General features: G+C 64.8%; 23 protein-coding genes. 7 read left to right on the top strand and 16 right to left on the bottom strand.

The genetic code is table 11. The annotated features are described in order from the left end of the window. Positions 1 to 2 precede the first annotated feature (2 nt). The 13 genes from C5L14_RS09965 to C5L14_RS09905 form a co-directional block, all read right to left on the bottom strand. Complete coding sequence (locus tag C5L14_RS09965; RefSeq protein WP_105861858.1) at positions 3 to 1,058, bottom strand: ABC transporter ATP-binding protein; 1,056 nt, start codon at positions 1,056 to 1,058, stop codon at positions 3 to 5. Next, positions 1,045 to 1,824 carry an ABC transporter permease gene (locus tag C5L14_RS09960; protein WP_105861857.1) on the bottom strand — a complete coding sequence of 260 codons (780 nt, stop codon included), beginning with the start codon at positions 1,822 to 1,824 and terminating at the stop codon, positions 1,045 to 1,047. The genes C5L14_RS09965 and C5L14_RS09960 overlap by 14 nt, the downstream gene beginning before the upstream one ends. Before the next feature lie 9 nt (positions 1,825 to 1,833). Then, complete coding sequence (locus C5L14_RS09955; protein ID WP_428832614.1) at positions 1,834 to 2,727, bottom strand: ABC transporter permease; 894 nt, start codon at positions 2,725 to 2,727, stop codon at positions 1,834 to 1,836. 280 nt (positions 2,728 to 3,007) lie between these two features. Then, positions 3,008 to 4,072: an ABC transporter substrate-binding protein gene (locus C5L14_RS09950; protein WP_181161103.1), complete on the bottom strand. Its 1,065-nt coding sequence runs from the start codon at positions 4,070 to 4,072 to the stop codon at positions 3,008 to 3,010. An 86-nt stretch (positions 4,073 to 4,158) separates the two neighbouring features. Next, entirely contained in the window at positions 4,159 to 5,130 is a 972-nt protein-coding gene (locus C5L14_RS09945) for a PfkB family carbohydrate kinase (RefSeq protein WP_105861855.1), read from the bottom strand. After that, entirely contained in the window at positions 5,127 to 6,173 is a 1,047-nt protein-coding gene (locus C5L14_RS09940; protein WP_105861991.1) for an ADP-ribosylglycohydrolase family protein, read from the bottom strand. The genes C5L14_RS09945 and C5L14_RS09940 overlap by 4 nt, the downstream gene beginning before the upstream one ends. A 227-nt stretch (positions 6,174 to 6,400) precedes the next feature. Further along, complete coding sequence (locus C5L14_RS09935; RefSeq protein ID WP_105861854.1) at positions 6,401 to 7,504, bottom strand: substrate-binding domain-containing protein; 1,104 nt, start codon at positions 7,502 to 7,504, stop codon at positions 6,401 to 6,403. 162 nt (positions 7,505 to 7,666) lie between these two features. Then, positions 7,667 to 8,635 (bottom strand): ABC transporter permease, encoded by a 969-nt coding sequence (locus C5L14_RS09930; RefSeq protein WP_105861853.1) that lies wholly within the window; start codon positions 8,633 to 8,635, stop codon positions 7,667 to 7,669. A gap of 12 nt (positions 8,636 to 8,647) precedes the next feature. After that, a complete protein-coding gene (locus C5L14_RS09925) occupies positions 8,648 to 9,643 on the bottom strand; it encodes an ABC transporter permease (RefSeq protein ID WP_105861852.1) in 996 nt (331 codons plus the stop codon). Beyond that, a complete protein-coding gene (locus tag C5L14_RS09920; RefSeq protein WP_105861851.1) occupies positions 9,643 to 11,151 on the bottom strand; it encodes a sugar ABC transporter ATP-binding protein in 1,509 nt (502 codons plus the stop codon). The genes C5L14_RS09925 and C5L14_RS09920 overlap by 1 nt, the downstream gene beginning before the upstream one ends. 386 nt (positions 11,152 to 11,537) lie before the next feature. Further along, complete coding sequence (locus C5L14_RS09915; RefSeq protein ID WP_105861850.1) at positions 11,538 to 12,320, bottom strand: DeoR/GlpR family DNA-binding transcription regulator; 783 nt, start codon at positions 12,318 to 12,320, stop codon at positions 11,538 to 11,540. A 75-nt stretch (positions 12,321 to 12,395) separates the two neighbouring features. Beyond that, on the bottom strand, positions 12,396 to 12,938 hold the full coding sequence (locus C5L14_RS09910; RefSeq protein ID WP_105861849.1) for a class GN sortase: 543 nt from the start codon (positions 12,936 to 12,938) through the stop codon (positions 12,396 to 12,398). Positions 12,939 to 13,012: 74 nt separating this feature from the next. After that, complete coding sequence (locus C5L14_RS09905) at positions 13,013 to 15,268, bottom strand: marine proteobacterial sortase target protein (protein ID WP_105861990.1); 2,256 nt, start codon at positions 15,266 to 15,268, stop codon at positions 13,013 to 13,015. Between the two features lie 232 nt (positions 15,269 to 15,500). Between C5L14_RS09905 and C5L14_RS09900 the strand changes: the two genes are divergently transcribed. Then, a complete protein-coding gene (locus C5L14_RS09900; RefSeq protein WP_245443327.1) occupies positions 15,501 to 16,271 on the top strand; it encodes a helix-turn-helix domain-containing protein in 771 nt (256 codons plus the stop codon). A 112-nt stretch (positions 16,272 to 16,383) separates the two neighbouring features. Here C5L14_RS09900 and C5L14_RS09895 read toward each other — a convergent pair whose 3' ends face one another. Both C5L14_RS09895 and C5L14_RS09890 read right to left on the bottom strand, forming a co-directional pair. After that, on the bottom strand, positions 16,384 to 16,785 hold the full coding sequence (locus C5L14_RS09895; RefSeq protein WP_105861847.1) for a rhodanese-like domain-containing protein: 402 nt from the start codon (positions 16,783 to 16,785) through the stop codon (positions 16,384 to 16,386). Between the two features lie 102 nt (positions 16,786 to 16,887). Beyond that, positions 16,888 to 17,220: an ArsR/SmtB family transcription factor gene (locus C5L14_RS09890; RefSeq protein WP_105861846.1), complete on the bottom strand. Its 333-nt coding sequence runs from the start codon at positions 17,218 to 17,220 to the stop codon at positions 16,888 to 16,890. Positions 17,221 to 17,299: 79 nt separating this feature from the next. Between C5L14_RS09890 and C5L14_RS09885 the strand changes: the two genes are divergently transcribed. Together C5L14_RS09885 and C5L14_RS09880 are read left to right on the top strand one after the other, a co-directional pair. Further along, the gene (locus C5L14_RS09885) at positions 17,300 to 18,043 is read left to right on the top strand and encodes a 3-oxoacyl-ACP reductase family protein (RefSeq protein WP_105861845.1); all 744 of its coding nucleotides are present in this window, start codon (positions 17,300 to 17,302) and stop codon (positions 18,041 to 18,043) included. Positions 18,044 to 18,225: 182 nt separating this feature from the next. Next, positions 18,226 to 18,810 (top strand): L,D-transpeptidase, encoded by a 585-nt coding sequence (locus C5L14_RS09880; RefSeq protein ID WP_105861989.1) that lies wholly within the window; start codon positions 18,226 to 18,228, stop codon positions 18,808 to 18,810. A gap of 160 nt (positions 18,811 to 18,970) precedes the next feature. On the opposite strand, the gene C5L14_RS09875 is transcribed toward C5L14_RS09880, so the two are convergent. Further along, on the bottom strand, positions 18,971 to 19,354 hold the full coding sequence (locus C5L14_RS09875) for a gamma-butyrobetaine hydroxylase-like domain-containing protein (RefSeq protein ID WP_245443326.1): 384 nt from the start codon (positions 19,352 to 19,354) through the stop codon (positions 18,971 to 18,973). A gap of 314 nt (positions 19,355 to 19,668) precedes the next feature. Between C5L14_RS09875 and moaA the strand changes: the two genes are divergently transcribed. From moaA to C5L14_RS09855, 4 genes are all read left to right on the top strand, one after another. Then, entirely contained in the window at positions 19,669 to 20,676 is a 1,008-nt protein-coding gene (gene moaA, locus C5L14_RS09870; RefSeq protein ID WP_105861843.1) for a GTP 3',8-cyclase MoaA, read from the top strand. A gap of 345 nt (positions 20,677 to 21,021) precedes the next feature. Then, on the top strand, positions 21,022 to 22,152 hold the full coding sequence (gene solA / locus C5L14_RS09865) for an N-methyl-L-tryptophan oxidase (protein WP_105861842.1): 1,131 nt from the start codon (positions 21,022 to 21,024) through the stop codon (positions 22,150 to 22,152). A gap of 113 nt (positions 22,153 to 22,265) precedes the next feature. Beyond that, positions 22,266 to 23,150 (top strand): DMT family transporter, encoded by an 885-nt coding sequence (locus tag C5L14_RS09860; RefSeq protein WP_105861841.1) that lies wholly within the window; start codon positions 22,266 to 22,268, stop codon positions 23,148 to 23,150. Beyond that, positions 23,150 to 24,079, top strand: a complete 930-nt coding sequence (locus C5L14_RS09855) for a DMT family transporter (RefSeq protein ID WP_105861840.1) — start codon at positions 23,150 to 23,152, stop codon at positions 24,077 to 24,079. Before C5L14_RS09860 ends, C5L14_RS09855 begins: the two co-directional genes overlap by 1 nt. Positions 24,080 to 24,093: the final 14 nt, after the last annotated feature.

Genomic DNA, 24,093 nt, shown 5'->3' with positions numbered 1-24,093 from the left:
CGTCAGGCCTGCAGCAGGACGGTATTGGCCGGTGACCACGCCAGCGTGATGGCCTGTCCGGGCGAGACCGGCGAGATCTCCCGGTTCTGGGACAGCACCTTGATGTCGCCGCCGCCGGGCCCTTCGGCAATGAAGGTCGAGACCGCGCCGGCATAGATGATCTCGCGTATCCTCGTGGCGAAGACGTTATCGCTGCCGGGGTTTTCTCCCGGCGCCAGAAGCCGCATCTTTTCGGGCCGCACCGCTGCCGTGACCTTGCTGCCGGGGCTGGGAAGCCCGTCGCCCGTGTGAATGACGCCGCTTCCGATCGCGATGCCGTCCCCTGTCACGCTGCCTTCGAAGAAATTGGCGTCTCCCAGGAAGGAGGCGGCAAAACGCGTGCGCGGTCGCTCATAGATGTCGAGCGGCGCGCCCTCCTGCACGATGCGGCCACCGTCGAGGATGGCGACGGTATCGGAGAGGGTCAGCGCCTCCTCCTGGTCATGGGTGACGAAAATGGTGGTGAGGCCGCTCTCGCGCTGGATGCGGCGCAATTCGATCTGCATGTCCTGGCGCAGGCGGCGGTCGAGCGCTGACAGGGGCTCGTCCAGCAGAAGTACCCGCGGCTTGGTGACGATGGCGCGGGCGAGCGCCACGCGCTGCTGCTGGCCGCCCGAAAGCTGCTTGGGTTTGCGCTGCTCGAAGCCGGTGAGATGGACCATCTCCAGCACCCGGCCCACCTCCTTGCGCGCGGCCTCGCCCCGGATGCCCTGGCGGTTGAGCCCGAAGATGACATTGTCGAAAACGCTCATATGTGGAAACAGCGCATAGGACTGGAACACCATGCCGACCTTGCGCTGCCACAGGGCAACCTCGGTGACATCCTCGCCGCCGAACAGGATCCTGCCCTCGTCCGGATCGACGAAGCCGCCGATGATGCGCAGCAGCGTGGTCTTGCCGGAACCGGAAGGGCCGAGCAGGCTGGTGAACTCGCCCGCCTTGAAGGCGGTGCTCACCTTCTCGAGCACGCGCAAGGATCCGTAGCCCTTGCTGATCGAAGCGACTTCAACGCCGATCACGACTGCCTCCCAGATTGGACAATTGGGCGAAGATCAGCACGAGAACGGCCGAGACGCCGAGGAAGATGGCGGAGATCGCATTGATCTCCGGCGTGAAGCCCTTGCGGATCGAGGCATAGATCTCGACCGGCAGAGTGGAGACGCCCGGCGTCGCCAGGAAGTAGGAGACCACGAACTGGTCGAGCGAAACCGCGAAGGCGAACAGCAGGGCCGCGATGATGCTCGGTGCCAGCAAAGGCAGCGTCACCGCAAAGAAGGCATGGATCGGCGTCGAGCCCAGGCTCATCGCCGCCTCCTCGAGATCGGCCCGCAATGTCTGGATGCCGGTGCCGACGATCAGGACGACATAGGGGATGGCCAGGGCGACATGACCGATCAGCATGGCATGCAGGCCGCGCCCAATGCCCGTCCAGAAGAAGAACACCAGCATGGCCGTGCCGGTGATCAGCCAGGGAATGGCGATCGGAGGCAGCAGCAGCACCTTGAGCAGCGACTGTCCCCGGAAGGTGCGGCGATTGAGGGCGAGCGAGGCCAGCGTGCCTACTGATGTGGCGATGATCGAGGTCGCCAGGGCGATCATCAGGCTGTTGTATGTGGCCGAGAGGAGCGGTCCATTCTCGGCGAGCACGCCGAACCAGTGGAAGGTCGGCTCGATCGGCAGGGTGTAGAGAGGCGAGGCGTTGAAAGCCATCGCCACCATCACCGCGATGGGCAGATAGAGGAAGACCAGGGTGGCGGCCAGGAAAGTGCGCCCGAGTGCGATCATGGCTCCCTCCTACGGCGTCGCGGCGCGGCCGGAGAGCACGCGCGAGGAGACGGCGAAGATCGCGAGCACCACCGCCAGCATGGTGAAGGACAGGGCCGCGCCCAGCGGCCAGTTGAAGGCCGCGGTGAACTGGTCCTCGATCACGGTACCCATGGTGACGCCGATGCGCCCCCCCAGGATGCGGGGCTCCATGAAGCTGCCGATCACCGGCACGAAGATCAGGATCGCCCCGGAAATCAGGCCGGGCATGCAGAGCGGCAGCAGGATCTTCCAGAATACCACCGGGGTGCGGGCGCCGAGACTGCGGGCGGCCTCGATGGTCGAATCCTCGATCGCCGTGGCTGAGAGATAGCAGGTCAGGATCATATAGGGCAGATAGGCATGGACCAGGCCGATGATGATGGCCGGAAAGCTGTAGAGCAGCGACACCGAGGGCGCCGCCGGCACGAGCCAGTGCAGGGCATAATCGAGTATGCCCCCTTCCCTCAGCACCATGGTCCAGGAGAACACGCGCACCAGCCCGTTGGTCCAGAACGGCAGGATGATGAGGAGGAACAGGATGTGTCGCGAACGCCCGGCGGTCGCCCTTGCCAGGGCGATCGCGGCGGGGAGGCCGATCAGCGCGCACAGCCCCGTGGTCCACAGCCCGATCTGGATCGAGGTCCAGGCGACGTTGAACAGATAGGGCCGCTTGATGAAGGCGAGATAGTTGTCGACGGTGTAGACCAGCGCCCGCCCCGGGACCGGCGAGCTCTTCAGGAAGCTGAAGAACAGCATGGCGCAGAGCGGCAGGAAGACGGCCAGCAGCAGCCAGCCATAGGCCGGCGTCAACAAGGCCGCCGTGGTCCAGCCCTGCCCCAGGCGCCTGCGGGGGCCTGCCTTGCCGCCATCGGCTTTCGACACGATCTCCACTCATCCCTCCCTTGTCGCCAGCATCGCTCTGCCTGAAAGCGGCGATGCACCAAGCGCCATGGATCCTTCCCGCGATTGCAGGGCAGTAGCGACCGGCCCTTGTCCAAGGCGACAAGGGCCTGCCGATCTGATTCACACCAGGCTGCCAAGCCCTTGATGCGAGAGTCCTTTCCGAGGCCGCCGGTGGCAGCGAGGCCCGCCGCGGCCCTGCCGAACCGATTCATCAGGACTGGCTACACCCTTGAATCAGCTATACTTTCTTGAAGCCTTGCTACTTGGCGTAGAAGGCCTTCACTTCTTCCCACAGATCGTTGAAGGACTGGCGGCGATCATCCGGCAAGGCGGCCATGAAGGTCAGCTTCGGCAGGTAGTCGGCCTTGTGAATCTGCCGGTTGAGATCATCGGCCGGCAGCTTGTTCATCGCTCCCTCATTGGCGGAGGCCGGGGCGCCTGCCTCCTTGGCCCAGGTGAGGTAGAAGGTAGGATCGATCATGTAGTTGAGAAATTTGAGCGCATCCTCCTTCTTGGTGCTGGAGGTCGGCACTGCCAGGCTATCGAGCCAGCCGATGGCGCCTTCCTTGGGCACGATGAATTCCACCGGCAGCTTGTGCTGGCGGATGGAGCGCACCGCCGCGCCCGACCAGTAGACGGAGATGTCGAAGGACTTGGCGGCAAACGCCTTGTTCCACTCGTCCTCGCTCGACCACATCAGCTTGACGTTCGGCTTCATCGCCTTCAGCACCTCGGTGATCTTGGCGAGGTCTTTGGGATCGTTGGCATCCTGCCCGGTCAGCAAAGCGCCGATGCCGACAGAGGTCACGGCGTCGTCGAACAAAGCGAGCTTGCCGGCATATTTGGGGTCGGAGAAGATCGTCCAACTGTCGGCGCTGATGCCCTGCCGCACGGCGAGGGAATTCATGCCCCAGAGCCAGGCGAGACCATAGGTCTTGCCGTCGGCCTTGAGGTTGGCGTGGTCCTTCAGGGCCGGAGCCAGATCCTTAGCATTGGCGATGGTGGCAAGGTCGACCGGGTCGATCAGGCCCTCGGCCTGGGCCTGCTGGGTGCGGGCGCTGTTGATCAGCACCACGTCATAGGCACCCGGATTGGTGCGCAGCTTGGTCAGCATCTCCGGTTCGGAGTTGAAATAGTCGTGCTTGACCGTGATGCCGGTCTGCTCGGCGAAGGCCTTGAGCGCGAAGGCCTCGTCGGTGCCGTAGCCCTTCCAGTTGAGCACGGTGATTTCCTTGGCCTGGGCAGAGCCCGGGCGTGCCCACAGGCCGGCGACGGCCGCGGCTCCCAAGGCGGTGAAATGGCGGCGGGTGATCCGATATGTCATCTTTCCAATTCCCTTCGTCGATGGCGACATTCTGCTCTCGATTTTCTTATCATTGGCTGGGCGTTCGTGCCTGCGGGGCATCCGCCCTATCCTTTTGTTGTCCTCTCGGCCTCCTGTTCGGCAAGGAAGGCGGCCAGTTCGTCCGTGCGGGGCGCGGTCGCCGGCCCCTTGCGGGTGACGGCAAGGGCAGCGGCGGCATTGGCGCGCCTTGCGGCCTCGGCAGCGGGACAGCCAGACGCGAGCGCGGCCAGGAACACGCCCGTATGGGCATCTCCCGCTCCGGTCGCGTCGACCATCTGCACGACCGGCGCGGGAACCTGCAGGCCGGGCTCCCCAATGTCGCAGCCGAGCAGGAAGCACCCGGCCGGGCCATCCCTCAGGATCACCAATGCGCCCGGCGACAGGCGATCGCGAACCCGCTTGGCCGCTTCCGCCCTGTCATCGCTTCCGGTGAGCAGGCCAGCCTCGCGTCGGTTCAGGGTGAAGATATCGGCCCTCGCCAATACCGCGGCCATGATCTCGGCGGGAATGTCGGCGACCAGGGGGCCGGGATCGATCATCACGGTGACGCTCGCCGGCAGGTCGCCGATCCAATCGGCGATCGCCGGACCAAGCTCCGGGTAGCAAAGGTCGTAGCCCGAAGCGAACAGCGCATCGGCCGGCCCCAGTTGCAAAGTGGGAAGCGGTTTTTGCCCCGGCCGCGCTTCGACGCCCGGGCTGGTGACGAAGGTGCGCTCGCCGTCGGGCTCCACCATCACGATGCAAAAGCCGCTGTCGCCATCCCGGCTCGCCGGCATCAGGGCCTCGATGCCTTCGGCTGCCAGTTCGCGACGGATGCGCTCGCCATAGGGACCATTGCCATGCTGCCCGGCAAAGGCGGCCTTGAGGCCGTTGCGAGCAGCCGCCGCGAGAATGTTGAAGCCCCCTCCCGCGCTGATCGTCGCCTCGGAGCCCAGTACGTCGCCGCCCCGCTGCGGCAGGCAGGGCACGTCGAGGCGGATATCGGCCAGGACACTGCCGACGGAGAGGAGCCGGGTGGGAGGCGGCCTCTTGCTCATGCCGAGGAAGTTCCCTTCGCGACGGGAGGCAGGATCGACGCCCTGCCGCGCAGAGCGAGGAGACGGTCCGCCAGGCCGATAAGATCGAGGTCCGGATTGGCGGATTCGAGGGCTGCGGTCACCGGCGCGGGAAATGCTTCGACGCCGTGGCAGGCGCCGGCCACAGCACCGGCGATGGCGGCGACGGTATCGCAGTCGCCGCCCAGGCTCGCCGACAGGCGGCAGATGCGCCAGGGGTCGTCGGGCGCCAGCGAGATGATGGCCATTGCGGCGGGCACGGCTTCCTGCGTGGCGACGCCGGTTCCGACGATGTCGTAGATGAGATCGAGGGCCTCGGCCTCGCTTTTGCCCCGCACCAGCTCGATCGCCCAGCCGATCCGCGCGGCGATGTCGCCGCCGGCGAAATAGAAGCCGCGTTTCGCACCCTGCCGCGCGCCCTCGACGGCAGCCTGCAAGGCTTCATCGATAGTGGCTCCGTCCACGGCAGCACTGACGGCCGCGGCGACGGCCGACGCGCCGGCGAGGCCTATGGTGGTGTTGTGAGTGACATGGCCGGACTGGAAGACGGCGTCGACCAGCGCCTCGACGGGACGTGCGGGAAAGACGATGCCGACCGGGGCAACGCGCATGGCCGCGCCGTTGGTGGCGCCGGTGCGCCCGGTTTCGTCCGTCGGCATGCCTTCGGCGATCAGCGTCAGCGCCTTGCGGGTGGAAGGGCCCAGGAGATCGGCCGAGCCGGCCGCGATCATGCGGGTTTCCCAGGCCAGGAGTTCGTCGGCGAAACGCCTGGGATCGACATAGCCCTTGCCCTCGACCAGAAGCTTGCCGAGGATGACGGCTTGGTCGGTATCATCCGTCACACGCCCGGCCGGCATGCCGCGGCTGATCGGATTGTCGTCGGGTGCCGGTTCGAAGCGCTCGAGAATACCATAGCGTGCCGAGACCAGAGCCCGCGGCATATATTGCGTGGGCATGCCCAAGGCATCGCCGATCGCCAGGCCGACCAGCGCCCCCCGAGCACGGCTTTGAGCGGAAATAGCCATGGCTGCCCCTTCGAGAAAGCGCCGAAATTCGTTTGTGTACAAACGATCTTCCCGTGCAATTCGCCCCCTGTCAAGAGGCATCCGGGCGGGTAGTCGGATACTGCTTTCTCCACACCGATTCCGGAACGACGTCAAAGGAAAAGCCGGGATTTCTCCCGGCTTCACATGCGCTGCTGGCCCAGGCGACAATCCGATTCGGAAAAGGCGCCTACAGCCTTGGTCTTCCGTCAGAAATCGAACTTGTCGATATTCTCCTTGGTGAACACGAAGGGCGAACCGAGGAGCACTTCGGAGCCGTTGATCACGTTGAGCTCGCCGAGCTTGCCGGCCTTGACCTTGGTGTCGCCGGGCTTGAGCGAACCATCGGCCGTAGCGCGCAGGACCTGCATGGCGGCATAACCGAGATCGACCGGGTTCCACAGTACCACCGATTTCACGCAATCCTTGGCGACATAGGGTTTCATCGCATTGGGTGTGGCCAGCCCGATCACGGCCACCTTGCCGCATTGGCCGGCCTGGGTCACCGCCTCGGCCGATGCCGGCGTGGCGACGCTGGTCATGCCGAAGATGCCTTTGAGGTCGGAGCCGTATTTGTTGATCAGCGTGGTCGCCTGCGAGAAGGAGAGCGCATTGTCCTCCTGCGCCTCCACCGTCTCCAGGAGCTTCAGCTTGGGATGGCACTTGGCGGCGTAGGCACCCATCTCGGCGATCCAGCGCGCCTGGTTGGGCGTGGTGAAGGTCGAGGTGACGATGGCAACGCCCGCATCCTCGCCGCTCTCCTTGACCATGTTGTCGACCATGGCCTTGGCGATGCCGTTGAACTCGGCCTGGTTGACGAACCACTGGCGTGAATCCGGCGTGGAATTGGCGTCATAGCCGACGACGTTGATGCCCTTGGACAGCGCCTTCTTCAAAACTGGCGCGATCGCGACGGGATCATTGGCGGCATAGAGAATGCCGTCGACGCCGGAGGTGATGTAATTGTCGATGAAGGTGATCTGTTCGTCGATATTGGCCTTGGTCGGCCCGTCGGTCTTGGCATCGACATTCCCGAGCTCCTTGGCCGCGTCGGCAATGCCCTTGGAGGTGGCGTTGAAATAGCCGATGCCGATAAGCTTGGGCACGTCGACCACCTTGATCGGCTTGCCCTTGCGGTCGGGCGCGCCGGTGACGGCACCGCCGTCATAGGGCTTGCTCGTCGCGCTGGCCGGCGTGGCATCGCAGGCGAGCGGATTGGTGGGCAGGTCGTCGCCGCCGGTCCAGGCCGAGGCGGCATGCGCCAGGCCCACGAGGGACACGCTCAGGGCGAGAGCCAGGGATATACGGATCATGGTCTTCCTCCACAGTTCGCCGGTCTTGCACCGGCTGCCATTGCCGTCCTCGCCGCCGGAGAAATCGATTCCGGAACGAGGGCCAGATCGTTGAAATTGAACGCCTTACGCCAGAACATCCTCTTCGGGCGGGAGCGCAGGCCCCGCCCGGAAGGCCTTTTATCAAGCCGGCCGCCTGCGGCCGGCCATGCGGCTCAGCAGGGGAACCAGATTGCTGAGCAGCACGGTGAGGATCAGGGCCGTACCGATCAGGATGATGGTGCTGTCGCCCTTGTAGCCCTGCAGCAGCAGACCGTTCTTCAGCGCCTGCATCAGGGCGAGGCCGAGCACCGTGCCGATGATGGTGCCGCGCCCGCCGAAGATGCTGGTGCCGCCGAGCACCACCGCCGTGATGGCATCGAGCTCCCAGCCCGACCCCATGTCCGAGCGTGTGGTCGTCACTCTCGACACGAAGATCACGCCGGCCATCGCAGCGCACAGGCCCGAGGCGCCGTAGATCAGGATCTTGGTGCGATCGACCGCAAGACCGGAGAAGCGCGCGGCGATCTCGTTGGAGCCGATGGCATAGGTGGCACGCCCGAACACGGTCAGGCCGAGCACGCAGGCCGCCACGATCGCCGCCAGCACGAGCAGCCAGACCTGCACCGGTACGTCGAGCACCTGCCCCTGCCCCAGCACCAGGAACCAGTCGGGATAGCCCCGCACGGACCGGGCCTGGCTGATGCCCTCCGCCAGGCCGCGATAGAGGGCGAGCGTGGCCAGGGTGGCGATCAGGGGCGGCACCCGGAACATGGTGATGATCAGGCCGTTGACCACCCCGCACAAGGTGCCGAGCGCCAGTGCCAGCGCGATGGCGACCGGCAGCGGCAGGCCGAGATTCTGCCAGAGCACGCCGAGCATGATGGCAACTACGCCGACGATCGAGCCGACGGAAAGATCAATGCCCCCGGTGACGATGACGAAGGTCATCGCCAGAGCGATCAAGCCGATCTCCGTCATCAGCCGGGCCTGGTTGAGGAGGTTGTCGACGGTGAGAAACCTGTCGGAGGATTGTGCCAGGAAGACGAGCACGACCACCAGCAGCAAGGCCAGGATGGTCTCGTGGCGAAGCAGAAGGGAGCGCCAGTTCATCGTGCCCTCCCCTCAAATCATGCGATGGCGGCGGACCATGTCCGCCAGCACGGTGATGAGAATGAGCACACCGACGATCGCCTGTTTCCAGAACACCAGCACATTGGAATAGGGCATGAAGGTCAGGGCCGAGGTGATGGTGGCGAACAGCATGGCCGCCAGGGTGGAGCCGATCACCGTGCCGGTACCGCCGAGGATGGAGACACCGCCGATCACGGCAGCGGTAATGACGGTGAGCTCGAGGCCAGGAGGCACGGTCGACTGGATCACCTGCAGCTGCGTGGCAAAGAGCAGCGCCGCCAGACCTGCGAAGAAGCCGTGAATGGCGAAGACGGCAACGGTCACGGGCTTGGCCGGAATGCCAGCCGCACGGGCGGCCTCGGGATTGCCGCCGACGGCGTAGATCGAACGCCCGAAGGCCGAATACCGCATCCAGAAGGCGACGGCGGCCGTCAGCACCACCATGATGACGATGGGCGAGCGCACGCCGAACCAGCTCATCTGCGCGATCAGGAAGTCAGGCGGCAGATTGTTGATCCAGTTGCCGCTGGTCGCCAGGATCAGCCCGCCCTTGAGGATCGAGAGCATGCCGAGCGTGACCACGATGGAGGGGATGCTGGCATAGGCGACCAGCACGCCGACGAAGGCGTTGATGGCGATGCCCACCAGCACCGGCACGAGCCAGGCGATCCAGACCGGATAGCCCTTGGTCGCCAGCGTGCCGGCAATGGTGGCGAGAACGCCGATCAGCGATCCCACCGAGACGTCGATATGGCCGGAGATGATCACCATGGCCATGCCCATGGCGGCCACTGCGATATAGGCATTGCCCGCGAAGATGGCGTTCAGGTTGCTGGAGCCGAGAAAGCGCGGATTGTAGAGGCCGATGGCGGCAATCAGCACGACGAGCGCCCCGAGCACCACCATTTCCTGGCCGAGCCCGCCGAACAGGCGCGCCAAGGGACCGCGCGAGGGCACGAGGACGGAAGAGGATGCAGTCTCGCCCATCAGGCCGCTCCCTGCAGGGGTTGGGCGTTGGTCATGGCGGCGCCGACGGCATCCGGCGTCGCCTGGGCGCGGTCGAATTCGGCGACGAGGCGCCCGCCATTGATGACGAGGACGCGATCGCTCATGCCGAGCACCTCCGGCAGTTCGCTCGATATCATCAGGATGGCGACGCCCTGCTGCACCAGCCGCCCCATCAGCGCGTAGATCTCGGCCTTGGCACCGACATCGATGCCACGCGTCGGCTCATCCATGATCAGGATGCGCGGATTGGCCTCCAGCCACTTGGCCAGCACGACCTTCTGCTGGTTGCCGCCGGAGAGTTCGCCGACGACCTGCTCCGGGCCGCGGGTCCGGATGCCCAGCCGCTTGATCGCCTCGACCGAACGGCGGATCTCATCGCCGAAGCGGATGGCGAAGCCGTTCGACATCTTGTCGAGCACCGCCATCGAGACGTTTTCGCGGATGGTCATCGGCCGCACGAGCCCCTGGGAGCCACGATCCTCCGGCACATAGGCGATGCCGAGGTCGCGCGCCGCGCGCGGGCCGTCGATGGTCACCCTGCGGCCGTTGACCAGGATCTCGCCCGTGCTGGCCGGCGTGATGCCGAAGACGGTCAGCGCGAGCTCCGTACGCCCCGAACCGATCAGGCCGGCAAGGCCGAGGATCTCGCCCGCCCTCAGGCTCAGCGAAATGTTCTGCACCTTGCGCCCGAAGCTGACATCGCGCAGTTCGAGCGCGACTTCGCCGAGCGGCGCTTCCACCTTGGGAAAGAGCTGCTCGATCGAACGGCCGACCATCATCGAGACGAGCGAGGCCTCGGTCACCTCCGAAATGTCGCGCGTGCCGATATAGATGCCGTCGCGCAGCACCGTGACCCGATCCGCCAGTTCGAAAATCTCAGGCATGCGGTGGGAGACATAGATGATGGCGACGCCGCGTTCGCGCAGTTTCTTGACCACGCTCATCAGCCGGCGCACATCGGCCTCCACCAGCGCGGCTGTCGGCTCGTCCATGATCAGCAGGCGTGCATCCTGCGACAGTGCCTTGGCGATCTCGACCCGCTGGCGATTGGCGACGGAGAGCGTGCCGACCTTGGCGTCCACGTCGAGATCGTGGCTGTCCAGGGAATCCAGGAGCTGGCGTGCCTTGAGGCGCATGGCGCTCCAATCGAGCCCGCCCCACTTTTGGCGGGGTGCATTGCCCAGGAAGATGTTTTCCGCCACGGTCAGTTCGGGAAACAGCAGGAGTTCCTGATAGACGGTGGCGATGCCGTGCCGGCGCGCGTGCCGTGGCGAGGTGAAGCGGACGCTCTCGCCGCCGACCGTCAGCGTACCCGTATCGGGCTGATGCACGCCGGCGATCACCTTGATCAGGGTCGACTTGCCGGCACCGTTCTCACCGAGCAGCGCATGGACCTCACCGGGGCGCACGTCGAAATTGACGTCGCGCAGCACCTTCACGCCGGAAAAGGATTTGGAGATGTCGTGGAGGCTGACGACGGCCGTCATGACGTCCTCCGAGCGACGGCCGCCATGGAACGATCCAGGCCTGACCGAAAGGCTTGCCCGGTGGCGAACGCCATCCGGCCGACCCGCGTCTCCCCCATGTCCGCGCTTCTCCTCACGCTTTTTTGTAAGACATATTGCCCAACTAGATCAAAAATCGTCTTTCAGCAAGCGTGATAAAGCACACGGTGAGATAATTAGCTCACCTATGATCTAAAATAATCATTGCCACGAGAACTCCACTTACCGCGAAATTTGCATTTTTGTTATATTTTTCAACCCGAAAAAAAGAGTGGTACGCCAGCTGGGAGGCATAGCGACGTCGGCGCATGCAATAGACTGAGCGCCATACCGATTGAACTCGCTCATGACAGGCGACGGCAACACAATCAAACCGTATCGGGCGCGAGGGAGACGACCCGGATGCTGATGCCGGCATTCTCAAGCATCTTGGCGTCCCGATCCGACAAGCCGTCATCCGTGATGAGGACGCCCACCCTGGACAGTGGCAGGGCGACACTGCGCGCACGGATAGCGAATTTCCGGCTGTCCGCGAGCACGACGACCTGATCGGCATTGGCGCTCAGATCGATGATGGTGCGCACCAGCAGCGGATGGGACTCCAGCAATCCGTCGCGGCTGATGCCCTGCGCCCCCAGGAAGAATTTGGAGGCGTAGAAGGGAGGCGCGGGCGCGGTCGGGTGGATAATGCCCGGCTCACGATGCAATTCGCCTCCCGCAACCGTCAGGCTGCAACTGCCCCGGTCGCTGAGAAAGGCCACCAAGGGCATGGAGTTGGTATAGAGGCGGACATTGCGATGGGCGAGCCTGGTGCCGAGATAGAAGCAGGTCGAACCACCATGGATGATGATGGAATCACCGTCGCGCACCAGCGTTGCCGCATCTTCCGCGATCGCCTGCTTGGCTTCCACCGCCAGATCGCGGTTTTCGTCATAGGGCCGGGCCGCGTGGCGGCCGGGCGACGCCGAGCCATCGAGCACCGCGATGCCGCCATAGACCTTCTGCGCCTTGCCGGTCTGGTCGAGTTTGTCGATATCCCGCCGGATGGTGGCGGCGGAGACTCCCAATTGCCCTTGCAGGTCCCGCACCGTGAGGAAGGGACGCTTGCCCAGGATCTCGATGATCCGGTTCTGGCGGTTCAGTTCGCTCACAGTTCGCTCCCGTCGGATATTTTCTGAGCAAACTAGATCATGGTTGGCGCCACTTCAATCGACCTTGCTCATTCCTCATGGCGCCAGTTCGGCGTGGACGAGATAGCGCAGCGGCCCCCTGGTAACGGCGTCGAACGGCCAGCAGGTGGCCAGCACGAGATGGCGGCCAGGCGCGGCGGGGTCGATGCCGGAGCTGTCCCAGGGACGTATATCCTGCCCGGTGACGCGATAGCGCATGGCGACGCCGTCGCGGCGGATGACCTTGATCTCGTCCCCGACCCTTACCTCGCCGAGGAAGGCGAAATGCGTGTCGCGATGGGCGGCATAGACGGCCGTGCCCTCCTCTCCGGCCGCAGGCGTGCCGGCGACGTGCGCCGGCCCGAATGCCAGCGCCTGTCCGCTCGCTCCTTCCAGCGCCACGGCGCTCTTGCCGAGACGCGGGACCTCGATACGGGCGGCCGGATAGGTATCCAGCCAGGACCAGGGCTTGACGATGGCGCCGCTGGCGACCGACTGATCGAAGGCCCGATTGAGCAGGATCTGCGCGAGGAAGGCCTTGGCGTGGATCCAAACTCCCTGCCCGCCCAGGACCAGGCCGGCGCAGAGCAGTCCACCCATGACCAGCAACCGGATCCTGGCAAACCAGGAAGCTCCCGCCGCTGCGGGCGGGAGCCTTGGGAATGGGAGCACGATCATGCGAGTGCCCTGCGCCGACGGGTGAGGAAGCCGAAGGCGAGGCCACCGGCAAGCAGCAGGCCGCCGATGATCAGGCGCAGCTCGGCATCCGTCGCAGTCTGCGGCAGGCTGATGGCGCGCGAGGCGTCGATCGTCTGCACCTTCCTGCCATCGAGATCCAGCAGGGCCTGGCGCTGCTCGCGGTCGGCGGCAGCCTCCCCCTTGATGCCGAAGACCTTGTCGAAATCCCAGCCGGCCGGCAGGTTCAGCGGCACGTCGGAACGGGACAGGTGCACGCCGCGTGGGCGGATCGGGGTCTTGTCCACGGCCACCAGGCTGGTAAGCCGGGTGACGAGATGGTGATCGAGGGCAAGCGCCAGGATGCGCTTGTCGGCCTCCTCCCGGCCGATCTGCCGCAGTGTCTGCGCCACCTCGGCATCATCGATCTTGCGGCGCGCCCACAGCTTGGAAATGCCGGCTCCTTCCGCGGCGCCAGCAACCGGCAGCGCGATGGACCAGCCCTTGCTGTCGATGAGGCCGCGCACCTCGACGCTGCCCGTGAGGTGCTTGACCTTGGCCGCCAGCACCAGGGTCTCGCCATGGTAGAGATCGGGCAGGATGCGCGGCGTCACATCGGCCGCGCCTCCGGAAAAAGCGATGTCGATATTGGTCATCGCCGGGCTTTCCAGCTTGTCGACCAGTTGCTTCATACGTTCCTGCACCTGATCGACCGAGCCGATCTGCATGAAGGCACCGCCGCCGAGTTCGGCCGCGCGGGTCATCAGATATGAGTTCGGTGCCGAGCCGATGCCGACCATGAAGACGCGCGAACGGCCGCGGTGCGAGGCTATGGTGTCGAACAGGTCCTGCTCATTGTCGATGCCGCCGTCCGTGATGAACACCACCTGCCGCAGGAAACCTTTTTCGCCCTCGTGGCTATCCTTGAGGGCCTCCAGCATGGGGGCCACCATCATGGTGCCGCCATCGGCCTGGAGGCGCGAGACATAGTCCTGGGCCCGCGCAACGTTCTCGGGCGTGGCCGGCAGCGTGCCGCCGAACAGGTTGGTGAAGGTATCGTCGAAGCGGATGACATTGAAGCGGTCCGATGGCGTCAGCCGCCCCAACGCATAGGCGAGGCTCGCCCGGGCCTGCTCGATCGAGGTGCCTCCCATCGAGCCGGAATTGTCGATCACGAAGGTGACGTCGCGCGGGCGCTGGTCGGCTTGGGCGGATCTGGCGGTGGGCGGCGTGACATAGGCGATCAGATAGTCGTCACTGCCGACCTTCTCGCGAAACAGGCCGACGGAGGGCGTCTGGCTGGGCTGGGCCTGCCAGGTCAATTCGAAATCGCGATCCGAAGGCACCGGCCCCGAAGCCAGTTCGATATGACGGGCCCGGGGCCCCTTCTCGGTGATCTTGATGGGATGAAAGGTGCTCTTCACCTCGCCCAGCGCAAAGCCGGCATCGAGATCGATGCGGATCTGCACGGGATTGACCGGCGCATTCTCGCGCGGATCGAGCACCGGCGCCTGCGGCACCTGACCCGATGCCGGAGCCGGCGTGACAGCGCCCCAGCCCGACTTGTCCTGGAAGGTCACGGTCTCGGCCGAGCCGGCGCCGACCGTGCTCGGCGAGAAGCGCGGCGCCACCACCAGCGGTACGCGGAGGGAGAAAGTGTTGTCGGCCTGGCGCACGGGCTCCTGATATTCGATCTGGATCACCACCGTGTCGCCGGGGCCGATATTGGCGATCGAATTCATGAACATGTTCGGCCGCTGCTGTTCGACCAGCGCGGCCTTCTTGCCCTCGGCCTTGGCACGCTCATAGACCAGCTTGGCCTGCTGCTTTTCCTTGATGTCGGCGACGACCACGCGCTGGCCGACCACCATCTTCATGGTGTCGACGGCGGCACCGTCGGGCAGCGGGAAGACATAGATGCCCTCAACCCAGCTTTTGCCCGGATTGTGGAACATCTGCGTCACGGTGGCGCGAATGGTCGGACCGCTCACGCCGAGTTGGACGTCGGTGGCCGTCCGGACGGCCTCGACATAACTACCTGGATCCTCGGTGCGCAGCAGCAAGGAACCCGCCTTGACGTCGTCGACGGTGACGCGGGGCGAGGCATAGGCGCCGACAACGAAGAGCAGGAAGGTCGCAAGGATCAGCACCACCATGAGAAAACGCTCGGCCAGCGCCCCCATAGCGCGGCGGCCGATACCGGAATGAGGGTGCCGTCGTCTGCCGGTTTGGCGGCCGGCAACCGCTTGGTTCATGTGCATGTCGTCCTCGATTGAACGCTGTCTGGCCTCAGTCGGCCTGGTCCCGTTCTGCTCTCGCGAGGACTGTGCGTACGAGCTTCATTAACCGCGTTTGTTAGGCATATTCCGTCACAAAGCGCCTTGCCGGCGGTGGCCTCCTGCGGCAATGTCCGGTTTTGTACGTGATTGTGCGCGACGGCCGGTCATCAGGCCTGGTCAGCGTGATCGCTTCAGCAGGACCAGCCCCGTGTCATCCGACAGCGAGTTTTCCAGCGAACAAGCCCACCAGATTACGCTCGCGGTGCGCGAGGCTCTGGCACGCCGGCGCATCTCGCGCCAGACCCTCGCCGAAAAGGCCAAGATCAGCCTATCGACCCTGGAAAAGGCCCTGTCCGGCCGTCGCCCCTTCACCCTCGCCACCGTCATCCGCCTGGAGGAAGCCCTCGGCACCGACTTGCGCCATGCAGACCATGCCTCCGCCCCGATAGCTGCTCCGGGGGGCGGCACGGCGCCGGACCATCTGGGCTCCTACACCAAGGCGGCAGTGTCCTGGCTCACCGGCAATTACCTTACTTTGCGCCCCTCCTTCGGCGAGGCCGGCGCGGTGTTTGCCTATCGCACCGAAATATCCTGGAGCGACAGCGCCTCCCGCCTGATCTTCCGTGAGGCCGAGCGCCTCGACACCGGCTTCAACCAGCAGGGCGAGGTCTCGGTGCCGAACCAGTCAGGCCATGTCTATCTGGTGACCTCCATCAGCGGCCAGTACCGGGTGGCGGTGGTCGGCCGTCCGACGCATACGGGCGCGATGTACGGTATCCTGACCTCGCTGCGCGCCGGCCGCGGTACGCAGCTCACGCCGGTCTCGGCAGCCATCGCCCTGGTGCCTATCCGCCCCGACGGCGAGGCCCAGCTGTCCTTCGGCCGGATTGGCCCGTCGCACCGCCACCATGATGCCTATCGCGAGCATCTCGATCGCGTGACGGCCGAGGAATTCGCCCTGTTCAAGGCGGGACCGTAAAGCGGGCTATTTGATCGCTTCTCGCGGGACCGCCAGCATCTTGCTGGCCCTTGGAAACGCGGCGCTTGTTAAAACAAGAAGCCAGAAGATGCTGGCGGTCCCAGGAATGGCCTCACCCCTCCCTTTCCGCGAAAGCCAAGCCTTCGTCGGCCCAGCCGGTGAGGCCGCCGATCATGATCTTCACCGGCCGGCCGAGCCGGGCGAGCTTGAGGGCTGCCTGGTCGGCGCCATTGCAATGGGGGCCGGCGCAATAGGCCACGAACAAGGTGTCATCGGGCCATTGCGCCATGCGCGCCGCATCGATCTCGCGGTGCGGCAGATGAAGCGCGCCGGGAATGTGGCGGCGGCGGAAGGTCTCCGGCGAACCGACGACATGCAGGAGAACGAAATCCCGTTCGCCGGAGGCAAGCGCCTGAGCGACGTCCGAACAATCGGTTTCGACCGAGAGGCGGCGCTCGAAATGGGCAATGGCATGATGGGGCGGTGCTGCGGGGATGGCGCTGACGAGGCTCATGATCGTCTCCTGTGGTGTCGATGCCATCCTCATAGCCCATGCGCCTCATCCGGGCCGCTGGCGCGATTGCCAGACAGCGTCAAGATCTGGCCAGAATTGATCTCATGCACGACGTGGCACGTCCTCGATATCCGCAGCAATCAATCCCAACAGACCGGGAAAGCGTGCCTCGACGTCCTGCCGGCGCAGGCTGGCGGCCCGGCTGTTGCCGCGATCAAAATGCCAGATCAGGCCCGCCTCGCGCAGCACCCGGAAATGATGGGTCAGCGTCGCCTTGCTGACCTCGAAGCCGAAGGAGGCGCAATGTCGCGCCGTGCCGTCCGGCGCCTGGGCCAGTTCGGCAATCACGCGCCTGCGCAGCGGATCGGCAAGCGCCGCAAGCAGCTTGCCGAGTTGCATTTCTTCCGGCTCCGGATGGCCCTCGCGATCGGCCATGAAAACCCCCCAAGGTAAGCCTTGAATCATACCTAGATAAGCTGCTAGGTAAGGCGAATACCTTACCAAGGAGATCCTCATGATCAAGACCCTGGCGGGCAAGGCAGCCATCGTGACCGGAGGAAGCCGCGGGATCGGCGCAGCCATCGCCCTGCGGCTGGCGGAATCGGGCGCCGACGTTGCGATCACCTATGCGAGCCGCGGTGACAGCGCCGAAGCTGTTGCCGAGCAGATCCGGGGCACGGGCCAGCGTGCCCTGGCGATCAAGGCCGACAGCGCCGATGCCGATGCCGTCCGCGGCGCCGTCGACCGGGCGGCCGCGACGTTCGGCCGCCTCGACATCCTCGTCAACAATGCCGGCATCTTCACCGGCGGCACCATTGAACAGGTCTCCCTCGCAGATTTCGACCACATCATAGCCGCCAATCTGCGCGGTGCCTTCGTCGCCTCCCAGGCCGCCGCGGCCCATATGGGAGAAGGCGGGCGCATCATCTCCATCGGCTCCAATCTGGTCGGCCGGGTCGGGCGCGCCGGCATCGGTCTCTATGTCATGAGCAAGTCAGCCCTGGCCGGCCTCAGCCAGTCCATGGCCCGGGATCTCGGTCCACGCGGCATCACGGTCAACATCGTCCATCCCGGCCCGACCGATACCGACATGAACCCCGCCACCACCGAACGCGCCGATCAGGCTCGGGCGGCGATGGCGATCCCCAGATATGGCGAGCCCAGCCAGATCGCAGGCCTGGTCGCCTGGCTGGCAAGCCCGGAGGCGCAATATGCAACGGGAGGCGCCTATACCATCGATGGCGGTACCAATGCTTGAGAGATCTTGTGCCAATACGCACTGCATGTCGCGGCCAAGTGTTGTTGAGAGAACACAGGCCTTGATTTTCACGTAAAGACTGCCTGCTGACGGTCTTTCACCAGTTGAAGAATCTGAAGATCGGGGCTCTGTTCATTCAAGTGGGATCGAAGAATTTCGATCAAACCATTCGGGGCTTCATCATGCGTCGTCTTTTGACAGGCCTGGTCTTGGCATCGAGCTTGGGCATCGCCTCAAGCTCGGCCAACGCAGCCAGCATCTTCGAGAAATTGTTCGGCGGCCCGCGCCAGCCCGCCAATGCCGGCGCTGTCGCCGCCGTCTCACCGATCCCGCGCGAGGTGGTGAGCTATAGCGGCCGTGAGAAGCCCGGCACCATCGTGGTCAATTCGCCCGAACGGCGGCTCTATCTCGTACTCGATGACGGCACGGCCCTGCGCTATGGCGTTGGCGTCGGCCGCAAGGGCTTCGAATGGGGCGGCGTGCACCGTATCTCCCGCAAGGCCGAATGGCCGGGCTGGACCCCGCCGCCGCAGATGCGCAAGCGCCGGCCGGACCTGCCCGCCTACATGGCCGGCGGCATCCAGAACCCGCTGGGTGCCCGGGCGATGTATCTGGGATCCTCGCTCTACCGCATCCATGGCTCGAACGAGCCGCAGACCATCGGGCAGGCCGTATCGTCGGGCTGCATCCGCATGACCAATGACGACGTCACCGATCTCTATGAGCGGGTGAAGGTCGGCACCAGGGTGGTGATCATCCGGGGTTGAGTTGCGCGTCTTCTCCTGCGCGATGCGGCATGGAATGCCGCGTCGCGATCGGACCAGACCACGGTCGGGTCCGGAGACCGCGTTCCGAGCAGAGCGGTCTCGGATCCGAACTGCTGAGCCGTCCAGCCCTCGCCCGAGTCGGGAAACACTCAGCTTCCTCTCAGCGTTGCCCCGGCCTTTCGCGCGACAGGCCCTTCTCCTTGAGGTCGGAAAGATAGGAGGCCCAGCGGCTCTCCTTCTCCCGGCCGAGTTCCGCCAGATAGGTCCAGGTATAGAGCCCGGTATTGTGCATGTCGTCGAAGGAAATGCGCACGGCATAATTGCCGACCGGATCAAGGCTCAGAATAGCCACATTGATCTTGCCGCCCACCGTCTTGCGCTCGGCGGCACTATGGCCCTGCACCTCGGCGCTCGGCGACATCACGCGCAACATCTCGGCGCTGAACGCATGGGACTGGCCGTCGTCGAAACTCACGGTCAGGGTCTTCTTGTCCTTGGACAGGCGCAATTCGGTCGGCCAGGCCTTCGCGACGTCTCCGCTCACGGCATCTTCCCTTTTTTGTTCTGATCGCCACATAAGGAGAAGGCGGATGCAGCGCAAGCCGCAAAGGCCAATCGGTGTCGTTGAAGCGTTCGGCACGGACTCTGCGACATAATGGCAGTTTGCCTCGACTATCATTGGTGTTTGGGCTGTCGTCGGCTTAGAAGAATACCAAAGGGGACGTGGTCCCAAGGCGCCTTTCGATCCGGCGGTTCGCCGCCCTCGCAGGGATGCATCGAAACAATGAGTTGGGGCCGCGCGATAGTTGCTCAAAAGCGCTTTCCCCCGGGAGTGTGGACGTGCTGGATGATCATGCAATGGCGGACATGCCGCCGATGATCGACCCTTTCGGGCGCGCTATCAATTATCTGCGCGTTTCCGTGACGGATCGCTGTGACTTTCGCTGCGTCTATTGCATGTCCGAGGACATGACCTTCCTGCCCAAGAAGGACCTGCTCACCCTCGAGGAACTCGACAGGCTGTGCAGCGCCTTCATCGCCAAGGGTGTCCGCAAGCTGCGCTTCACCGGCGGCGAGCCGTTGGTCCGGCGCGATATCATGACGCTGTTCCGCTCGATCTCGCGCCATCTCGACAGCGGGCGGCTCGATGAGCTCACCGTGACCACCAATGGCTCGCAGCTCGCCCGCTACGCCGCCGAACTCAGGGATTGCGGCGTCAAGCGCATCAATGTCTCGCTCGACACGCTGGATCCGGCGGCCTTCAAGGCGATCACCCGTTGGGGCGATTTCGCCAAGGTCATGGACGGCATCGACAAGGCCCAGGCCGCGGGCCTAGCGGTAAAGATCAATGCGGTGGCGATCAAGGGCATGACCGAAAACGAAGCGGTCGGGCTAATCGAATGGGCCCATGGCCGCGGCATGGACCTCACCTTCATCGAAGTGATGCCGATGGGCGACGTGACCGGGCACCGGGTCGACCAATATCTGCCGCTCTCGGTGCTGCGCGCCCAGCTTCTCGACACCTACACGCTGGACGACATTCCCTATAATACCGGTGGGCCGGCCCGGTATGTGCGCGTCCGCGAGACCGGCGGCCGCCTCGGCTTCATCACGCCGATGACCCATAATTTCTGCGAGAGCTGCAACCGCGTGCGGGTCACCTGCACCGGTACGCTCTATATGTGCCTCGGCCAGGAAGACGCCGCCGACCTGCGCGCGCCCCTGCGTGCCTCCGAGGGGAACGACCTTCTCAATGCCGCCATCGATCGCGCCATCACCCGCAAGCCCAAGGGACATGACTTCGTCATCGACCGGCGCACCAAGCAACCCGCGGTCAGCCGGCATATGAGCGTGACCGGCGGCTGAGCCTTGGCACCGCGAGCATCCTGCTGGCTCCTGGAAAACGTCACCTCAGCGAGAAGGAAGAGCCGGCAGGATGCTGGCGGTCCTATAGCGTTTTGCGATTAGACGGAGTCACCAAGAATCGCAAAGACGCGTCAGAACAATGAGCTAGAGCAAATAAGCGTTCACGCTTGAACGCGCTTTGCTCTAGGAGAACAGCGCTTCCTGAGCGTTTTGCAATTTGGCGAGACCGTCAGGAATCACGATGACGGCCGAACCAAAGAAAGACCGCGAACGAGCGTTTCGTCTAAACGCGTTTTGCTCAGGGGTTGAAGACTCGGCCAGTTTGCCTTCCACTTGCCTCCCATAATGTCCAAGACCTTTGATGTGATCGTCGCCGGTGTCGGCGGCATGGGATCGGCCGCCTGCTATCAGCTCGCCAAGCGGGGCGTGCGCGTGCTCGGCCTGGAGAAATTCGAAATCGGCCATGCGATGGGTTCCTCGCATGGGCTGACGCGCATCCTGCGCCTGGCCTATTTCGAGGGCGAGGCCTATGTGCCCCTGGTACAGCGAGCTCGGGAGCTGTGGATCGAGACCGGCAAGCTCACCGGCGAGCCTTTGTTCTTCGAGGTCGGCGCCCTCGACATCGCCCATGAGGGCAGCGGCATCGTGGAGAAGGCACTTGAGGCCAGCCAGGCCCATGGCCTGGAGCACGAACTGCTCGATCGCGATGCCATCGAGGCACGCTACCCCTTCACGCTCGACCGCAATCATATCGGCCTCTACCAGCCCCAGTCGGGCTTCGTGGCTTCCGAGCGGGCCATCCTCGCCCATACGGCGCTCGCTTTGCATCACGGCGCCGAGATTCACGGCTGCGAAGCCATGCTGGGCTGGGAGCCGACAGCGGGCGGCGGGGTGCGCGTGACGACCGACCAGGGCAGCTACGAAGCCGGCAGGCTCGTCTTGTCGCCCGGCGCCTGGATCGGGGACCTCGTGCCCGCACTCAAGCCGTCGACCGAGGTGGTGCTGCAGACGCTCGGCTGGTTCGCCCCCGCCCGGCCCTCCCTCTTCGACCTATCCCATTTCCCGGTTTTCACGCTCGAAGCCGACGAGGGCCATTTCTACGGCTTTCCGCTCTGGCAGCATCCGGGCTTCAAGCTCGGCTCACCGCATTATGGCGGCGAGCCCTATGATCCCGACACGCCCAGCCGTGTCCCCTCGCCCCGGCATCGCGAGCAATTGCGGGCCTGCCTCGCCAAGCACATTCCTGGCGCCAATGGCGACCTGCTCGGCCTCAAGGCCTGCATGTACACGATGACGCCCGACGAGCATTTCATCATCGATACCCTGCCCGGCCACGAGCAGGTCATCGTCGCCTCGCCCTGCTCCGGTCACGGCTACAAATTCGCCAGCGCCATCGGCGAGGCCTTGGCCGAACTCGCCACCATGGGCAGCAGCCGCTTCGACCTCAGCATGTTCGGCCTCAAGCGTTTTTCTTGAGTTCCTCTCGGTTTGTCTTTGCCAAATCATTGGGCAAAGTATAGGTAAGTATTATTCTCTTACCTTCCCGATTGGCCGCTGCCTGCCGGCGGTGATCTTTTGATTGCGCCTCCATGCCGCCCGCACAGTCGCCTTGGTCCGGAATCGTCGCGATGGTTCTCGCGACAGGATTGTTCGTCGTCAGCGACAGCCTGATGAAGCTCACGGCGCAAGGTTTGCAGCCCTTCCAGGTCCTGTTCATGCGGGGCTTCTTCGGGCTGGTGTCCTGCAGCTTCCTGCTGGTCGCGACCGGGCAGATGCGCCAGCTCGGCGGCGCCCTGCATTGGCGTGCCATCCTGCGCGCCCTGCTCGAGGCGGCAGCCACTTTCTTCTACATGGCCGCTCTGTCCGCCATGCCGATCGCCGATGCGATCGCCATCGGCCAGACCGCGCCTCTGCTGGTCATCGTCGCCATGGCCGTGATCTTCCGTGAACGGATCGGAGCGGTCCGCCTCGCTCTGGTCTGCACCGGCTTCCTCGGAGCCCTCCTGGTGGCACAGCCCGGCGGTGCGGGCCTGTCGCCTGCGGCGCTCTACGCCTTTGTGACCGCCATGATGGTGGCAACGCGGGACCTGCTTACCCGGGGCACGCCGGCCACCATTCCCACCTTCGTCGTCCTGACCACCACCACCGTGCTGCTGACGCTCGCCACCGGCTGCGCCACCCTGATCCATGAGCGCTGGATGCCGCCCTCACTCGACCAGTGGCTGACCATGGCGGCATCCGGCTTCATCGTCACGCTCGGCCAGATGGCGATCTTCCTGAGCTACCGCAAGGCGCCGGCCGGGGTCGTGGCGCCCTATTACTACAGCTTCACCGTCTGGGCGGTGATCGGCGGCTTCCTGGTCTGGGGCGAGGTGCCGAACGGGCTCGCCATCACCGGCATGGTGATGATCGTGGCAAGCGGGCTTGCCCTGCTCTTCGTCAGAACGAGGCGCAGGCAGGAAGCCATCGCCTGATGACCACGGTTGCATTCACCGAGGCCGATCTCGGTCGCCAGCGGGCCAATCAGCGCGGCATCGTGCTGATGATCGCTGCCATGGCCTGCTTCGTGGTGAACGATTCCGTCGCCAAGCTCGCCACCGCCCGCATGCCCGTCAGCGAGGTCATCGCCATTCGCGGTGTCTTCGCGACGGCCTTCGTGCTCGCCCTCATCCTGGCCAGCGGCCTTCAACGCCATTTCCGCCTGATCTGGCAGTGGCGGGTCGCGGCTCGCGGCGGCATGGAGAGCGTGGTCGCCTTCGCCTCCATCCTCGGCCTCAGCCATGTTTCGCTCGGCATCGCCACCGCCATCGGCCAGATCGCGCCGATCCTGCTGCTGGCCTTTTCCGCCCTGCTGCTCAAGGAGAAGGTCGATGCCAGGCGATGGCTAGCCGTGTTCGTCTGTTTCGCCGGCGTGATCCTGGTGGCTCGCCCGAGCACTGAAGGCCTCAACCTCTATGTCCTGGCCACCCTGGCCTGTGCCGTGCTGGCGGCGCTGCGCGATCTCGTCACCCACCGCATCGGCGCCAGCGTGCCGACCCTGCTGGTGACGCTCGGCACCACGACCATCGTCTCCCTGGCCGGCTTTGCCGGCTCGGCCGTATCCGAATGGCAGCCTCTCCACCTTGCCGACCTCTCGCTCCTGATGCTGGGCGGCCTGAGCCTGGTCGGCGGACATGCCCTGGTGATCGCCGCCTATCGCGGCACCGATGTCTCGGTCGTCAGTCCGTTCCGCTATTCGGCCATCGCGCTTTCGGTCTTGGCCGGGCTTGCGGTCTTCGGCGATTTACCCGATGTGTGGGCGGGCGCCGGCATGATATTGATCATCCTCAGCGGCCTCTATGCTGCCGGACGCGAAATGCGGCGCCGGCGAGCCATCGAGGCCGCGCTGGAAAAAGGCGTCTGAACAGGGAGTACGGC

Origin of the sequence: Labrys okinawensis (assembly GCF_002982075.1) — a bacterium.
Classification (GTDB): domain Bacteria; phylum Pseudomonadota; class Alphaproteobacteria; order Rhizobiales; family Labraceae; genus Labrys; species Labrys okinawensis_A.
The sequence above is the reverse complement of the archived record's forward strand: the minus strand, read 5'-3'. Positions and strand labels throughout refer to the sequence as shown.

Coding starts and splice junctions, on each gene's coding strand:
- C5L14_RS09960 (WP_105861857.1), bottom strand. CDS start 1,824: ATGATCGCACTCGGGCGCACTTTCCTGGCCGCCACCCTGGTCTTCCTC.
- C5L14_RS09950 (WP_181161103.1), bottom strand. CDS start 4,072: ATGACATATCGGATCACCCGCCGCCATTTCACCGCCTTGGGAGCCGCG.
- C5L14_RS09945 (WP_105861855.1), bottom strand. CDS start 5,130: ATGAGCAAGAGGCCGCCTCCCACCCGGCTCCTCTCCGTCGGCAGTGTC.
- C5L14_RS09940 (WP_105861991.1), bottom strand. CDS start 6,173: ATGGCTATTTCCGCTCAAAGCCGTGCTCGGGGGGCGCTGGTCGGCCTG.
- C5L14_RS09935 (WP_105861854.1), bottom strand. CDS start 7,504: ATGATCCGTATATCCCTGGCTCTCGCCCTGAGCGTGTCCCTCGTGGGC.
- C5L14_RS09930 (WP_105861853.1), bottom strand. CDS start 8,635: ATGAACTGGCGCTCCCTTCTGCTTCGCCACGAGACCATCCTGGCCTTG.
- C5L14_RS09925 (WP_105861852.1), bottom strand. CDS start 9,643: ATGGGCGAGACTGCATCCTCTTCCGTCCTCGTGCCCTCGCGCGGTCCC.
- C5L14_RS09920 (WP_105861851.1), bottom strand. CDS start 11,151: ATGACGGCCGTCGTCAGCCTCCACGACATCTCCAAATCCTTTTCCGGC.
- C5L14_RS09910 (WP_105861849.1), bottom strand. CDS start 12,938: ATGGGTGGACTGCTCTGCGCCGGCCTGGTCCTGGGCGGGCAGGGAGTT.
- C5L14_RS09905 (WP_105861990.1), bottom strand. CDS start 15,268: ATGAACCAAGCGGTTGCCGGCCGCCAAACCGGCAGACGACGGCACCCT.
- C5L14_RS09895 (WP_105861847.1), bottom strand. CDS start 16,785: ATGAGCCTCGTCAGCGCCATCCCCGCAGCACCGCCCCATCATGCCATT.
- C5L14_RS09890 (WP_105861846.1), bottom strand. CDS start 17,220: ATGGCCGATCGCGAGGGCCATCCGGAGCCGGAAGAAATGCAACTCGGC.
- C5L14_RS09885 (WP_105861845.1), top strand. CDS start 17,300: ATGATCAAGACCCTGGCGGGCAAGGCAGCCATCGTGACCGGAGGAAGC.
- C5L14_RS09880 (WP_105861989.1), top strand. CDS start 18,226: ATGCGTCGTCTTTTGACAGGCCTGGTCTTGGCATCGAGCTTGGGCATC.
- moaA (WP_105861843.1), top strand. CDS start 19,669: ATGGCGGACATGCCGCCGATGATCGACCCTTTCGGGCGCGCTATCAAT.
- solA (WP_105861842.1), top strand. CDS start 21,022: ATGTCCAAGACCTTTGATGTGATCGTCGCCGGTGTCGGCGGCATGGGA.
- C5L14_RS09860 (WP_105861841.1), top strand. CDS start 22,266: ATGCCGCCCGCACAGTCGCCTTGGTCCGGAATCGTCGCGATGGTTCTC.
- C5L14_RS09855 (WP_105861840.1), top strand. CDS start 23,150: ATGACCACGGTTGCATTCACCGAGGCCGATCTCGGTCGCCAGCGGGCC.